This is a genomic window from Streptomyces roseus (assembly GCF_001044425.1).
Lineage (GTDB): Bacteria > Actinomycetota > Actinomycetes > Streptomycetales > Streptomycetaceae > Streptomyces > Streptomyces roseus.
Genome location: NZ_LFML01000018.1, coordinates 1 through 14,478, shown reverse-complemented (window position 1 = coordinate 14,478; position 14,478 = coordinate 1). Strand labels below are relative to the sequence as shown.

Annotated in this window: 11 protein-coding genes; 9 read left to right on the top strand and 2 right to left on the bottom strand. The window is 72.5% G+C overall.

Annotation, left to right across the window (positions count from 1 at the left end):
• The first annotated feature begins 56 nt into the window (after positions 1 to 56).
• From ACS04_RS05060 to fusA, 3 genes are all read left to right on the top strand, one after another.
• Positions 57 to 1,100, top strand: coding sequence for an SCO0930 family lipoprotein (locus ACS04_RS05060; protein ID WP_245236285.1), 1,044 nt, complete (start codon positions 57 to 59; stop codon positions 1,098 to 1,100).
• Between the two features lie 59 nt (positions 1,101 to 1,159).
• Positions 1,160 to 1,720, top strand: a complete 561-nt coding sequence (locus ACS04_RS05055) for a hypothetical protein (protein WP_053080702.1) — start codon at positions 1,160 to 1,162, stop codon at positions 1,718 to 1,720.
• A gap of 405 nt (positions 1,721 to 2,125) precedes the next feature.
• On the top strand, positions 2,126 to 4,204 hold the full coding sequence (gene fusA / locus ACS04_RS05050) for an elongation factor G (protein WP_048475282.1): 2,079 nt from the start codon (positions 2,126 to 2,128) through the stop codon (positions 4,202 to 4,204).
• On the opposite strand, the gene ACS04_RS05045 is transcribed toward fusA, so the two are convergent.
• Together ACS04_RS05045 and ACS04_RS05040 are read right to left on the bottom strand one after the other, a co-directional pair.
• Entirely contained in the window at positions 4,201 to 6,702 is a 2,502-nt protein-coding gene (locus ACS04_RS05045; protein ID WP_078864446.1) for a SpoIIE family protein phosphatase, read from the bottom strand. The two genes, fusA and ACS04_RS05045, sit on opposite strands and share 4 nt — an antisense overlap.
• A gap of 155 nt (positions 6,703 to 6,857) precedes the next feature.
• A complete protein-coding gene (locus ACS04_RS05040; protein ID WP_053080701.1) occupies positions 6,858 to 7,793 on the bottom strand; it encodes a glycoside hydrolase family 16 protein in 936 nt (311 codons plus the stop codon).
• 351 nt (positions 7,794 to 8,144) lie between these two features.
• Between ACS04_RS05040 and ACS04_RS05035 the strand changes: the two genes are divergently transcribed.
• The 6 genes from ACS04_RS05035 to ACS04_RS05010 all read left to right on the top strand — a co-directional run bounded on the left by ACS04_RS05035 (position 8,145) and on the right by ACS04_RS05010 (position 13,993).
• On the top strand, positions 8,145 to 8,639 hold the full coding sequence (locus ACS04_RS05035) for a hypothetical protein (RefSeq protein WP_048475281.1): 495 nt from the start codon (positions 8,145 to 8,147) through the stop codon (positions 8,637 to 8,639).
• 105 nt (positions 8,640 to 8,744) lie between these two features.
• On the top strand, positions 8,745 to 10,826 hold the full coding sequence (locus tag ACS04_RS05030) for a bifunctional polysaccharide deacetylase/glycosyltransferase family 2 protein (protein WP_078864444.1): 2,082 nt from the start codon (positions 8,745 to 8,747) through the stop codon (positions 10,824 to 10,826).
• A complete protein-coding gene (locus ACS04_RS05025; protein ID WP_245236284.1) occupies positions 10,823 to 12,091 on the top strand; it encodes an acyltransferase family protein in 1,269 nt (422 codons plus the stop codon). The genes ACS04_RS05030 and ACS04_RS05025 overlap by 4 nt, the downstream gene beginning before the upstream one ends.
• A gap of 464 nt (positions 12,092 to 12,555) precedes the next feature.
• The gene (panD, locus tag ACS04_RS05020; protein ID WP_048475279.1) at positions 12,556 to 12,975 is read left to right on the top strand and encodes an aspartate 1-decarboxylase; all 420 of its coding nucleotides are present in this window, start codon (positions 12,556 to 12,558) and stop codon (positions 12,973 to 12,975) included.
• 17 nt (positions 12,976 to 12,992) lie between these two features.
• Positions 12,993 to 13,352 (top strand): GNAT family N-acetyltransferase, encoded by a 360-nt coding sequence (locus tag ACS04_RS05015; protein ID WP_048475278.1) that lies wholly within the window; start codon positions 12,993 to 12,995, stop codon positions 13,350 to 13,352.
• Positions 13,346 to 13,993, top strand: a complete 648-nt coding sequence (locus tag ACS04_RS05010; RefSeq protein WP_048475277.1) for an arylsulfatase — start codon at positions 13,346 to 13,348, stop codon at positions 13,991 to 13,993. The genes ACS04_RS05015 and ACS04_RS05010 overlap by 7 nt, the downstream gene beginning before the upstream one ends.
• The last annotated feature ends 485 nt before the right edge of the window (positions 13,994 to 14,478 follow it).

Here is a 14,478-nt window from a genome sequence, read left to right as displayed (position 1 = left end):
GGCCTTATGAATAAGGCAGTAGACGAACCCCCCGGGTTCAACCCGAAGGAGTGATCGTGAACAAGACGCGTCGTATCTCAACGGTCGGATCGGTGGCCGCGGTTCTGCTGCTGGCGGCAGGATGCGGAAGCAGCGACAACGGCGCCGCGCGCACCACGAATTCCGTACAGCCGGCGGGGGCGGGCAAAGCCCTCGGAGGCGCGTACGACACGGGCTACGGAGCGGGCGGCTACGGGGCGGGCGCCGCCGGCGCCGGGTCGGGCTCGGACCTCGGATCGGGCTCCGGCAAGGCGGCGTCGGCCGGGCAACTGTCCGTACGCGACATCGCGAGCGTGGGCGGCGTGGTCACCGACAGCGCCGGGATGGCCCTCTACCGCTTCGACAAGGACACCGCGCAGCCGCCCAAGTCCAACTGCGACGGGGACTGCGCCACGGTGTGGCCGGCCGTCCCGGCGGACGACGCCTCGGCCGCCGCCGGCATCGACGCGGCCCTGATCGGCTCCGTCGACCGGACCGACGGCAGCAAGCAGCTGACGCTCGGCGGCTGGCCCGTCTACCGCTACGCGAAGGACACGAAGGCGGGCGAGGCGAAGGGCGAGGGCGTCGGCGGCACCTGGCACGCACTGGCACCGGACGGCAAGAAGGCGGTCGACAAGAAACAAAAGTCGGACGGCAATGCCGGCAGTGGAAACGGAATGGAAATGGGGGCGGGAGCCGCGGGCATGAACATGAAGTCGGGTGCGGAACTCTCCGTCGCCGACAATGAAAAGCTCGGCAAGATCCTGGTGGACGGCCAGTGGCGCACCCTCTACCGCTTCGACAAGGACAGCGCGTGGCCGATGAAGTTCGGCTGCCTCGGGGCCTGCCTGGACACGTGGAAGCCCGCCGCGGCCATCGACAAGGCGAAAGCCGAGGGTATTTCCGGCAAGCTGGTCGGATCGGTGAAGCGGCCCGACGGCAGCGAGCAGCTCACGATCGACTGCTGGCCGGTCTACACCTTCACCGGGGACACCGAACCGGGTCAGGCCAACGGGCACAACAAGCAGGGGCTCTGGTTCGCGGTCACCGCCGAGGGCAAGAAGGTCCCGCCGACGGCGTAGCGAGCCCGCCACCCCTCCCGATTCCGCCCCGGCCCCCGAACCCAGTGAGGCAGCCAGCCATGCCCCGTCCACCGCGTCTCGCCGCCACCGCCGCCGCCGCTGCCGCCGTGCTGCTCGCGACGCTGCTGTGCGGCGGCTGCGCCGCCCGGGTGGCGGCCGGTCGGGAACCGGACGGCGGCTCCTCCGCCCCGGCCCCCGCCTCGACCGCCCGACCCGCCCCGCTCCAGGAGATCGGCGCCGCCCTGGGCTGTACGCCCGAGACCACGGTCGACGCGGAAGAGCTCCGGGAAGGGGCGTGCGGGTCGGGCCGGACCGGCTTCCGGATGGCCACCTTCACCAGCGAGCAGGGCCGCCGGACCTGGCTGAACGAGGCCCAGATGTACGGCGGTACGTACCTCGTCGGCCCCACCTGGGTCATCACGGCGGCCTCCGCCGAAGCCCTGGCCGGCGCCCGCACCCGCCTCGGCGGAACCATCGAGACCGTTTCCGGCCACGGCGGCTCCCCCCAGGACATGCCCCACGACATGCCGCAGGGCATGCCCCACGACACGCCCCAGGACCCCACGCACGACGCCTCCCCCGGCCCCGGGCACGCCTCCCCCGGTCCCGACGCGTCCTGAGGAGGCGTCCGGCCCGGCACCGCGATCAAATTGCGGTGCCGGGCCGCCGCCGTGTCCCTACACTCGTTCCCATGCCGCCACGGGACGTGGTGCGCACTCAGTCGACGAGAGGGGAGCCGGGCCGTGTGTCACCGCATCGCCGTGCTCGCTCCCCGGTCCCGGTACGACGTGATCCTGGTGTCCCGGTCTCCCCGATGACGGCTGCGCGGCCGGCATCGGACATCCGCGACGACTGACACGACACCACACGAGACGGCACGACCTCCCTCCCGGTGCGTCCCCGTACGCCCGGGCGGGCACGGCCGTGGCCCCGTGCGCCCCGGCACACTCCGTGTGCCCCGGTATGTCGTCTTCCGTCCGGACATCGCGCCGCCCCCCTCTCGACCGACCGGAAAGACCCGGGCCATGCGCACCCACCCGCACACCTCGACCACCGTCCGCAACCTCGGCATCCTCGCGCACGTCGACGCCGGCAAGACCACCGTCACCGAGCGGATCCTCTACGCCACCGGGGCCACCCACAAACGCGGCGAGGTCCACAACGGCACGACCGTCACCGACTACGACCCCCAGGAGCGCGACCGCGGCATCACGATCTTCGCCGCCGCCGTGAGCTGCACCTGGGACGGCCACCACGTCAACCTGATCGACACACCCGGACACGTCGACTTCTCCGACGAGGTGGAGCGCTCGCTGCGCGTACTCGACGGCGCGGTCGCGGTGTTCGACGCCGTCGCGGGCGTCGAACCGCAGAGCGAATCGGTATGGCGGCAGGCCGACCGCCACGGCGTGCCGCGTCTGGTGTTCGTCAACAAGATGGACCGCGTCGGGGCCGACCTCGACCGGGCGGTCGCGTCCGTACAGGAGCGGCTGCACGTCGCCGCTCTGGTCGTCCAGCTGCCCATCGGGCAGGAGGCCGGCTTCCGCGGGACCGTGGACCTCGTACACATGCGTGCGCTGGTCTGGGGCGACGAACCGGACTCGTTCATCGTGGGGCCCGTACCCGAAGCCCTGTCCGAGGAGGCGCGCGTGCGCCGCCGGCTGCTGGAGGAGCGGGTGGCGGAACTCCATCCGGCCGCCCTGGAGGAGTACTGCGCCACCTCCGCGCTCTCCGCCGCCACGCTGACCGCCGCGCTGCGCGACCTGACGCGCGGCGGTGAGGGCGTCGTCGTGCTCTGCGGCTCGGCCTACCGCAACCGCGGCATCGAGCCGCTGCTGGACGCGGTCGTCTCCTACCTCCCCTCGCCGGCGGACATGCCGCCGGTACGGGGAACCCGGGGAGCGGCCGTGGAGGAACGGGCAGCCGACCCGGCTGCCCCGTTCGCCGCGCTCGCCTTCAAGGTGAACGCGACGGCGACCGGCCGCCTGACCTGCCTGCGGATCTATTCGGGAACGATGAGGAAGGGGGACATCGTGCTGGACGCGGGCACCGGACGCACCGAGCGCATCGGACGGATCCTGCGCGTCCAGGCGGACCGGCACGCCGAGACGGACCGGGCCGTGGCCGGGGACATCGTCGCCGTCGTCGGACTCAAGGGCACCCGCGCCGGGTCCACGCTGTGCGCCCCCGAGGCACCGCTGGTCCTCGAACCGCCCAAGGCCGCCGCACCCGTGGTGTCCGTGGCGGTCGAGGCGGGCGGCAGTGCCGAGACGGGCCGGCTGTCCGCGGCGCTGGCCCGGCTGGTCGAGGAGGATCCGTCGCTGGTCGTGCGCACCGACACCGAGACGGGCCAGACGGTCCTGTCGGGGATGGGCGAGCTGCACCTGGAGGTGGCGGTGGAGAAGATCCGCCGCGACCACGGGCTGCGGATCGCGGTGGGCCGCCCCAAGGTGGCGTACCGGGAGACCGTCGTGCGCGGGGTGACGGGTCTCGTGTACCGGCACGTGAAACAGGACGGCGGCGCGGGCCAGTTCGCCCACGTGGTCCTCGACGTCGAGCCGTTGGCGGCGGAGGCGGAACAGGCCGGCGAAGGCGTCTTCGAGTTCCGGTCGGCCGTGGTCGGCGGCCGGGTGCCCCCGGAGTACGCCCGCGCCGTGGAGGCGGGCTGCCGGGACGCGCTCGCCGAGGGCCCCCTCGGCGGTCATCCGGTGACCGGGCTGCGCGTGACGCTGACCGACGGGGCCACGCACTCCAAGGACTCCTCGGAGATGGCGTTCCGGGCCGCGGGCAGGTTCGCGCTGCGCGAGGCCCTGCGCGCCGCCGCGATGGAGGTCCTGGAACCGGTGGCCGAGGTCGTGGTGACCGTACCCGACGACGCCGTCGGCGGGGTGCTGGGCGACCTCGCGGCCCGGCGCGGGCGGGTCTCCGGCTCGGCCGCGCGGGCCGGCACCACGGCGGTCACCGCCACCGTGCCGCTGGCCGAGCTCTTCGGCTACGCGTCCCGGCTGCGCGGCCGCACCCAGGGCCGGGGCACGTTCACGGCCCGGCCCACGGGCTACGCCCTCGTACCGGAGGCGGCGTACCGGCAGGCCCTGGCCGGCTAGTCCGTGTCCCTGGGATCACGGCGGGACGGCGGGCCCTGGGCGTTCCGGGCCCAGCCCTTCCCGGAGGAGGCTCCGGTCTCCTCCGGGAACCCCTCGGGGAAGGGCTGTTCGGCCCAGATGGTCTTGCCGCGGGCGTGGTAGCGGGTGCCCCACAGCTGGGCCAGCTGCGCCACCATGAACAGCCCGCGCCCGCCCTCGTCGGTCTCCTCCGCGCGCCGTACGTGCGGGGAGGTGCTGCTGCCGTCCGAGACCTCGCAGATCAGCTCGCGGTCGCGGATCATCCGCAGCTGGATCGGCTCGCTGCCGTACCGGATGGCGTTGGTGACCAGTTCGCTGACCACCAGCTCCGTGGTGAACTCCAGCTCCGCCAGCCCCCATACGGCCAGCTGGCGCGTGGCGAGCGTACGGGCGCGGGCCACCACCTCGGGCTCCGCGGGCAGCTCCCATGTGACGTGGTGCTCGGCCGGCAGCTCGTGCAGGCGCACCATGAGCACCGCCACGTCGTTCTGCGGCAGCACCGGGAGCAGCCGGCCGATCAGTGCGTCGCAGGCCTGGTCGAGTCCGTCCGGCGGGGTGGGCGCGAGGTCACAGAGCGCCTCCGGGAGCCGTTCGAGGCCGAGGTCCACCTCCCGGTCGGGGGCCGCGACCAGGCCGTGGCTGTAGAGCACCAGCACGTCTCCGTCGTTCAGCGTCAACTCGGCGCCCTCGAAAGGCGATCCGCCGAGGCCGAGCGGCGGACCGGCGGGCAGCGGCACGATGGCCGGCCGCCCGCCCACCGGCGCCAGCACGGGCGCCGGGTGGCCGGCGCGGGCGACCGCCAGCTGCCGCTTGATCGGGTCGAAGACGGCGTACACGCAGGTCGTCCCGGCCGCGCCGCCCGTACGCCGCCCGCCGGCCCCCTCGTCGCCGTGCTCGTCCACGAACCGGTGGATCTGGTCGTCCATGTACGAGAGCAGCTCGTCGGGGGAGAGGTCGAGGTCCGCGAGGGTCCGCACCGCCGTCCGCAGCCCGCCCATGGTCACGGCGGCGTTCAGGCCGTGCCCGTGGGCGTCGCCCACCACCAGCGCGACCCGCGCCCCCGACAGCGGGATCACGTCGTACCAGGCCCCGCCCAGCTCCGCCTGACCGTGCGCGGGCAGGTAGCGGGTCACTGCCTCCAACGCGCCCAGCACCGGCAGCCGTTGGGGCAGCAGACTGCGCCGCAGGGCCAGGGCGGCCGTCCGCTCGCGCGTGTAGCGGCTCGCGTTGTCGACGCACACGGCCGCGCGGGCCGAGATCTCCTCGGCCAGCAGCACGTCGTCCGGCTCGAACCCGTGGGCGCGGGAGTGGCGGACGAAGACGGCGGCGCCGAGCACCGCGCCGCGGGCGGACATCGGTACGAGCAGCCAGGAGTGCACCCCGTACGCACGGACCCGCTCGGCCTGCGCCGGGTCGACGGGGGCGAGCTCCGCGATCAGCTCCTCCCCGTTCAGCAGCAGCGGCTCGCCGCTGGCCATGGCCCGGGTGAACAGGGAACCCGGCCCGGTGGTGAAGGGGTCGGGATCGCCCGTCGCGACCGCCGCCTTCACCTCCGTCCCGGGTACGGAGGAGGTCGCCGCACGCAGCAGGGTCACGCTCTCGCCCACCGTCCCGACGAGCGGTTCCTCGCCGCCGAAGACCGCGGCGGGCAGGTCGACGTAGGCGTGGTCGGCGAACTCCGGCACGGCCACCTCCACGAGCTCCTGGGCGGTGCGCAGCACGTCCAAGGTGGTGCCGATGCGCGTGCTCGCGTCGTTCACCAGCGCCAACCGCTCGCGCGCCCGCGCCCGTTCGGTGACGTCGGCCACGGTGTGCGCGAGGGCGATCAGCTCGCCGGAGCTGCTGCGCAGCGGGAGGATGGTCTCCGACCAGACGTGCTGCCGGTCGGGATCGCCGCGCAGCAGGCCCCGTACCTCGGTCTGCACCAAGGCCTCACCGGTCTCCAGGACATGGCGCTGGCGTGCTTCGAGGGCCGCCATGTCCAGCAGGTCGGGCGGGGCCACCTCGGACATCGTGCGCCCGACGAAGTCGTCGTTCGCGAAGCCCGCGCCGCGCCGCAGGGCGTCGTTCTGCGCGATGAAGCGCAGCTGCGTGTCGAAGACGTCGATGAGGAAAGGGGACTCGGTGAACAGCCCCCTGATCAGGGCCTCGCTGAGCTCGCGCCGCCGCGTGGCGTCGATGTCGGTCGCCTGGACCAGCCACTGGCGCTCCCCGGCCGTGGACGTCATGGGCCGCGCGTGGAGGGCCACCTCCACCCGGCGCCCGCTGCGGTGCCGCAGCGCCGCGTGCCCCGGTTCGGAGCGCGCGATCAGCAGATCGGCCCCGCGCAGCCCGTGCACCTCCCGGGCGGTGTAGCCCAGCAGCCGCTCGGCCCCCGGCCCCCACCCGATGACCACCCCGTGGGCGTCGAGCAGGGCGTACGTCTCCTCACCCGGTTCCGCAACCACGCCGGAGGCATCGTGGAACACCGGGTCGTGCATCACTGCGCCCCACTTCCCGATCCGCGGAACGACTCACTGCGTACTGCTCCGATTATCGCTCTGAGTCACTACAGGTGCAGCCTGGGTCGATCCCGGCCGCCCCCCGGACGGGTTGCCGTGCCGCAGCCCGCGATCCGGTGCAGGCCTTCACGCGTTCAGGCCTTCGGCACGGTGTCGACGTACGTGGTGCCCGCGCTGTAGAAGGCGTCCACCGCCTTTTGGACATCCGCCGGAGAGACCACCTCGCCGGCCTTGTAGTAGACCCAGTTCACCTTCATGTCCCAGGTGCGCGCAGCGCCGGAGCCGGGGGTGTCGACGAACCAGTTGCTGAAGTGGACGTCCATCTTCTCGCGCGGGACGTACTTGCCGGAGCTGGTGAACAGTTCCTTGCCGTCGAGGGAGTAGGTGACCGTTCCGTTCATGGCGGTGACCACCAGGACGTGCCAGCCCTCGGCGTGCTGCTTGAGCGTGTGATTGACCCGGTCCGGCGGATCGGCCCGGTACCAGCTGACGGTGTCGAGGCGCGGACCCGCCGTACCCCAGCCGCCGTTCGGCAGGTACTCGAAGTCGAGCTCGCTGTAGTCGGCCGAGCTGTCCGAGGGGGAGATCGGGAAGAAGGCCTGGACGACATGGTCGCCGTTGCGGCCTGTCGCGGGCTTGTCGCTGAAGTGGACCCGGGCGGCGAACGTCCCCGTGAAGAGGTTCTTGCCGGTGCCCTGCACCTCGACCTGCCTGGTGCCCTGCTTCGTGCCGTCGGTGGAGGCCTGCAGGCGCAGCACCTTGCCCCCCTGGGCGGTCGCGTGGGAGAGGAATCCGGCGCCGGCGGCTGACCAGCTGTCCTGGATTCCGGGGCCACCCGCGCCGGTACGCACCTCCCAGCCGTGGGCGGCGAGTGCGGGGTCGTCAGGGCCGCTGTAGTGGAAACTGTCGAACAGGGTTCCCGGCGGACCGGACTGAGTCGGCGATGCGCTGGGGGCGGGCGCGGCGTCGTCGTTGCCCGGCCCACCGGAACACGCGGCGAGCAGGCACAGGAGTGCGGGCAGCGTGAGCGCGGTCCAGCTGCGGCGGGGGGTGCGGCGGGGCTGGCTCACACGGGCTCCTCGGGGCGTAGGGGCGGTACCTGGACGCGCCCTCGGCAGGGGGATCGTCACCGGCCGAACCGATGAGGGCGTCATCCTAAGGCGCGCATCGGTGGTGCCGACGACCGCTCGGGCGGCCACGTGCGGCGGTGCGGGTCGGCGCCGTCGGAGCCCGGCGATGGGGCCGAACCTACTAACCGGTACAACATATTCCGTTTCGATCTGATCACAGGCCCCGGGTGGATCAGGTCATATGCCGGCATCGGACCCGAGTGGCTCCGATCCGGTGGACTGGCGTTCGCCCTGCGATCGCGCGGTCTCCGTACCCTGCAATGAAAGGCCTCGCAAGGTGCGCCCAGCCAGGTGCGCCCAGCCATCACGTCCGTCCAGCGCGGATCGGAACACCAGACCCGTGCCGGAACGTCCGAGCCGGCCTTCGAGGAACCACTCCCCGTGCCGGTGTTCGTCGACCACTCAGGTCTGCGCGGCCGTCTGCTGCGGGGCTTCGGCTGGCCCGTCTCCGTGATCGGCGCGATTTTGGCGGTCGCCATGGGCAGCAGCCTGATCGGCGTGCAGGCGGACGCCCCGGCCATGGGCATACCCGTGCAGCCCGCGCGGCCGGCGGTACCCCCGCCGACCGCCTCGCCCCCGTCGGCCGTGATCTCCGCGCCGTCCTCACCCCGGGCGGTCGCGCGGTCCGCCACTGCGGGGCCGGGGACGGCCTCGGCCTCCAAGGCCCCGGCCATCCCGTCGAAGACCGCGGCCGCCCCGTCGAAGGCAGCCGCCACCGCGCCGAAACCCGGGGCCACCGCGCAGCGCGGGGCGAAGCTTTCCGGCCGGCCGTCGAAGCAGCCCTGATCACCAGTACCACCGTCTCCAGGAGCGCCCTTGTCCCGCCACCAGCGCCGCCGGCAGTCCCTGCTGAGGCCGCGCCGACTGGCCGCGCCGCCGCTGCGCTTCTTCATGCCGCTGTCCCTGCTGGCCTGCCTGCTCGCCCTGCTCGTCCTGCGGGGCCTCGCCACCAACGAGGCCTTCCACGACTCCCGCATAGCGATCTCGGTGGACAAGACGACCGTGCCGACCGAACTGCTCAAGGGCGGCCCGGTCATCGACGCCCGCGGTGCCAGGAACGAGCACCCCGTCAGCTACCACATCCCCGACCGCACCGCCGTTCTGAGCTTCGACGACGGCCCCTCGCCCCAGTGGACTCCGAAGATCCTCGAGGTGCTCGCGGCCCGCGACATCCACGCGGACTTCTTCGTGACCGGCGCGATGACCACGCGCAACCCGGGGCTGATCCGGCAGATCGTCGCGGGCGGCCACGAACTCGGCGTGCACACCTTCACCCACCCCGACCTGGCCTACCAGTCCCACGCCCGCACCAGCTGGGAGCTGGCGCAGACGCAGCTGGCGCTGGCCGGCGTGGCGGGCGTCCACAGCGCGTTGTTCCGGCCGCCGTACTCCTCCGACGCCTCCGCGATGGACGACTGGAACTACCCGGTGATCAAGTACGTGGGGGCGCGCGGCTACCTCACCGCGTTCATCGACTGCGACACGGACGACTGGAAGCGCCCCGGCGTGAACGAGATCGTCAAGGCGGCGATGCCGGCCAAGCCCGGGGCGGGCGCGCTGATCCTGCTGCACGACGCGGGTGGCGACCGTACCCAGACCGTCGCCGCGCTCGTGCAGATCACCGACAGACTGCAGGCCCAGGGCTACCGCTTCACCACCATTTCCCAGGCGCTCGGCGCCTCCGGCGCGACCGTTCCGGTGCACGGTTTCCAGCTGTGGGCAGGCAAGGGGTTCATCTGGGCCACCCAGGTCGCCGTGCACACCCTGCCGGTGCTGGTCGGGCTGCTGGCGCTCGTCGGCTTCCTCAACTTCGGACGGTTCGCGCTGATGCTCGTCCTCGCGCCGATCCACGCCCGGCGCTCCACACGACGGGACGCCTGGGGACCGCCGGTCACCGCGCCGGTCACCGTGCTCGTCCCGGCCTACAACGAACGCGAGTGCATAGCCAACACCCTCCACTCCCTGGCGGCCGGTGAGCATCCGATCGAGGTGATCGTCATCGACGACGGCTCCACGGACGGCACCGCGGACATCGTCGAGGAGATGGACCTGCCGTTCGTCCGGCTGATCCGCCAGGTCAACGGAGGCAAGTCCAGCGCGCTCAACACCGGCATAGCGGCCGCCTCGTACGACATCATCGTGATGATGGACGGCGACACCGTCTTCGAGCCGTCCACCGTGCGCGAGCTGGTCCAGCCCTTCGGTGATCCGTCGATCGGAGCGGTCGCGGGCAACGCCAAGGTCGGCAACCGCGAGAGCCTGATCGGGGCCTGGCAGCACATCGAGTACGTCCTCGGGCACAACCTCGACCGCCGGATGTACGACATGCTGGGCGTCATCCCGACCATCCCCGGCGCCGTCGGCGCGTTCCGCAAGGAAGCCCTGCGGCGGGTCGGCGGAATGAGCGACGAGACCCTCGCCGAGGACACCGACATCACCATCGCGGTACTGTGCGACGGCTGGCGGATCGTCTACGCCGAACACGCCCGTGCCTGGACCGAGGCGCCCGCCAGCCTGCAGCAGCTCTGGTCCCAGCGGTACCGCTGGAGCTACGGCAGCATGCAGGCGATGTGGAAGCACCGGCGCGCCGTGACCGCCCGCGGCCCGGCCGGGCGCTTCGGCCGGCTCGGACTGCCGCTCATCGTCCTGTTCGGCGTGATCGCCCCGCTGCTGGCGCCGCTGGTCGACCTGTTCCTGCTGTACGGCGTGCTGTTCGGGGACGCTCCGGTCACGCTCACCAGCTGGGGCGGCTTCATCCTGCTCCAGGCAGCACTGTCCTGGTACGCCTTCCGGCTCGACCGCGAGAAGCCGTGGCACCTGATCAGCCTGCCGATCCAGCAACTGGTCTACCGGCAGCTGATGTACATCGTCCTGCTGCAGTCCGCGATCACGGCGATGACCGGCGGCCGACTGCGCTGGCAGAAGCTCCGGCGCACCGGCGAGGTCGGCGTACCGCTGGAGGCCGCACCGTGACCGTATCCTTCGACCCCGGCCGTTCCCGGGACACCATGCAGTTGAGGGTCCCGGCCGCGCTGCGCGCCGAAGCGGCGCAGTGGCAGGAGCCGGAGCCGGAGCCGGAGCCGTCCCCGGCCGGGCGCGGGGGCGCCCGGGACCGCTACCTCGACCTGCTGCGCGCTCTGGCACTGGGCCGCGTGGTGCTCTACCACAACTTCGGCTGGTTCTGGCTGCCGCTCGTCTTCCCGTCGATGGGCGTGATGTTCGCCCTGGCCGGATCGCTGATGGCCCGCTCGCTCGGCCGTCCCGCGCTCGGCGTGATCCGCGGCCGGCTGCGTCGGCTGCTGCCGCCGATGCGGCTCTTCGGCGCCCTCGTGATCGTCCTCCAGATCCTCGACGGCTGGGGACCCCGGTCCGACGGCCACCCCATCTGGTGGTGGTCCGAGCTGGCCTTCTGGATCCTGCCGCTGAGCACACCGCCGTACGCGGAAGGGCTGACCGGCTTCCACCACGTGGAACCGGGCTGGGCCGCGCAGATCGTCGTCCCGCTCTGGTACCTGCGGGCCTACCTCTGGTACGTCCTGCTCTCCCCGCTGCTGCTGCGGGCCCTGCGGCGCTTTCCGGTGGTGACGCTGTCCGCTCCGCTGGTGATGGTCGTCGTCCGGAACGTGTTCTTCGCCGACCAGGACTTCGTCTATGGCCGTGTCTGGGAGACCGCCAACGACTTCGCCACCTTCGGCGCCTGCTGGATCCTCGGCATGGCCCACCAGGAAGGCCTGCTCAAGAAGATCCCGCAGTACGTGCTGCCGTCCGTCGCGCCGCTGATCATGGTGGCCGGCTTCTGGTACCTGCAGACCCGTCCGGTCGATCCGACCGTGACGACGGACATCGAAGCCTGGCCGATCGCCCAGGCCTTGTGGTCCTTCGGTTTCGTCGCCATCCTGCTCCACGCCGCCCCGTCCTGGGAGCGGTGGCCCAAGCCGCTGGAACGCTGGAACGGCCTGATCAGCCTGCTCAACGCACGCGCCGTCAGCGTCTACCTCTGGCACCAGGCGGCCCTGGTGGTCGCCGTCCCGCTGATCGACCCGTTGTGGAGCGTCCCCTTCTTCTACCACCACCTCCAATGGCTGCTGACCAGCCAGTGGTTCACGCTGGCGGTGGCGATCCCGCTGCTCGGGCTGCTGGTACTGGCCTTCGGCTGGGTCGAGGACGTGGCTGCCCGACGCCCGCCGCGCCTCGTGCCGTACCCCCGCCGCCGGGGCCGCCGCCGAGCCGCCGACTGACCGGACCCGCGCCGGCCGATCGCTGCGGCCGCATGAGCTGCACGTGGACGGTGCTCATGGCTGCACATGGCGGCAACGCGAGGACTGCTCATGGCCTGCCCTGCCACCCGCAAATGGGCGGACCGGGCCGAGATCTGCCTCGGCGTGACGGTTCTCACCTTCAGGCTGGGCAGGTTCAGTGGATTCGACACCCGCCCCACCCTGCCCTGCGTGCAAGCACGCGCTGGGCGGACCGATGTGGTCGGCATCGGTGCCTCCCCACACTCCGAACGGCCTGTCCGAAGGGGCGCCCGGACGGCAGGGCCATGACAGCCCGGTCCCGCGGATGTGCAGGCCAGGAGCCTTCTCGTTCGAGGCAGTCGATTTTCCTTGAGCCCTCCGAATCCGACGCCTCGCCGGTGTAGAGTGCAGGACGCCCTTGACCTGCAGAAAGCCGGCAGGGAGCCGTCTTACAGGAGTTCGACATGCTGCGCACCATGTTCAAGTCCAAGATCCACCGGGCCACCGTCACCCAGGCCGATCTGCATTACGTCGGGTCCGTGACCGTCGACGCCGATCTGCTCGACGCGGCGGATCTGCTGCCCGGGGAGCTCGTCCACATCGTTGACATCACCAACGGGGCGCGCCTGGAGACCTACGTCATCGAAGGCGAGCGCGGTTCCGGGGTCATCGGGATCAACGGCGCCGCCGCACATCTCGTGCACCCCGGGGACCTCGTCATCCTCATCAGCTACGCCCAGGTCGAGGACGCCGAGGCCCGGGCGTTGAAGCCGCGCGTCGTCCACGTCGACGCCGACAACCGCATCATCGAACTGGGCGCGGATCCGTCCGCCCCGGTACCGGGAACGGACCAGGAGCGCAGCCCCCACGCGGTGGCTGTCTGACAGGGGAGCCGGGGACCATGTCGCAGACCGAGGCCGGGGCCATCGAGTTCAAGGACGACCGCGAGGCGGGGCGGCTGCTCGCCGTAGAGGCCGGTGAGGTGGTCGGGCTCATCGCGTACTTCGTGCTCGACGCGCGGCCCCACGCGCTCGTGGCGGTGCACACCGTCGTCGAGCCAGGGCACGAGGGGCGGCGCATCGCCGGGGACCTGGTGAAGTCCTTCTACGGGATCGCCGCCGCCGAGGGGGTACCCGTGGTTCCGCTCTGCCCGTACGCGGCCGCCTGGGCCGGCCGCCACCCCGAGCCGGCGCCCGAGGCGCCGGCCGAGGTGGTCGAGGCGGCCAAGGCCCAGCTGGCGGCCAGCCCCGACCTGTGGTGACGCGCCTGACCCTCCTGCACACCTCGCCGGTCCACGTGCCGGTGTTCGACGCGCTGCGGGACCGGGACCACCCCGAGGCCGTACTGCGCCACCTCGTGGCGCCGGAGCTGCTCGACCGGGCCCGTGCCCAGGGCCCGGACGCGGCGGCTCCGGGGCTTCGGGCCCTGCTGGCCGGCTCCGTCGGCCCGGTCCTCGTGACCTGCTCCACCATCGGCGCCGTCGCGGAGTCCCTGGCCCCGGAGCTCGGCGTCCCCATCCTGCGGGTGGACCGGCCGATGGCCGCGCTGGCCGTCCGTACGGGCCCGCGCATCGCGGTGCTCGCCACCGTGGAGTCCACGCTGGCCCCGACGGTCGCCCTGCTGGGGGAGGAGGCCGACCGGGCCGGCCGCCCGGTGTCGGTCACCACGCACCTGATCGCGGAGGCCTGGTCCCGCTTCGAGGCCGGCGACACGGAGGGCTACCTCGCCCTGGTGGCCGCGGCGGCGGACAGCGTCACGGAGGCCGACGTCATGGTCCTGGCCCAGGCCTCGATGGCCGGTGCCGCCCTCCTGACCAGGACGTCCACCCCCCTCCTGGCCAGCCCGCCCCACGGCCTGGCCGCGGCCGTCCACGCGGCCCGGCAGGGCACCGTTCGTCCGTGACCCCGGGGGCGTCGACCGGCCCCCGCACGGGGTGGACCGGGGGGCGTACCCGGGCGGATGCGGGGAAGGTGGGAGGCATGGTACGAAACGCAGAGATGACCGAGCCGCCCGTGCCCGAGCCGGATCCGGTCCCGCCACCGCCCGCTCCCGGCCCCGGTCCCTTCCCGGATCCCGAGCCGATTCCGCGGCCGGCGCCGCCCGTACCGGGGCCGGTGCCCGAGCCTGATCCGATCCCGCCGCCGCCTGGACCTGCGCCGATCCCGCAGCCCGGACCCCTGAGCCGAAGCTAGGGAGTGTCCGCGAAGTCCCGCCCGACCCGTGGCGTCCGGTGCGGCCCTCGCCGTACCGGACGCCCCGGGCCGCCGCGCGGGCGGGCGGCCGTGGCCCTCGGATACCTCTAGACGAGTAAGTCCGAAGTGCTCGGGTCAGTGGTCGTAGGCGATCAGCGAGCGGGTGGTGGGTGTTCCCGTGTGCCGGTTGTGCCA

Bases quoted from the DNA above. Each gene is read 5' to 3' on its own strand.
- ACS04_RS05055 (WP_053080702.1), top strand. From the start codon at position 1,160: ATGCCCCGTCCACCGCGTCTCGCCGCCACCGCCGCCGCCGCTGCCGCC.
- fusA (WP_048475282.1), top strand. From the start codon at position 2,126: ATGCGCACCCACCCGCACACCTCGACCACCGTCCGCAACCTCGGCATC.
- ACS04_RS05045 (WP_078864446.1), bottom strand. From the start codon at position 6,702: ATGCACGACCCGGTGTTCCACGATGCCTCCGGCGTGGTTGCGGAACCG.
- ACS04_RS05030 (WP_078864444.1), top strand. From the start codon at position 8,745: ATGCCGCTGTCCCTGCTGGCCTGCCTGCTCGCCCTGCTCGTCCTGCGG.
- panD (WP_048475279.1), top strand. From the start codon at position 12,556: ATGCTGCGCACCATGTTCAAGTCCAAGATCCACCGGGCCACCGTCACC.
- ACS04_RS05015 (WP_048475278.1), top strand. From the start codon at position 12,993: ATGTCGCAGACCGAGGCCGGGGCCATCGAGTTCAAGGACGACCGCGAG.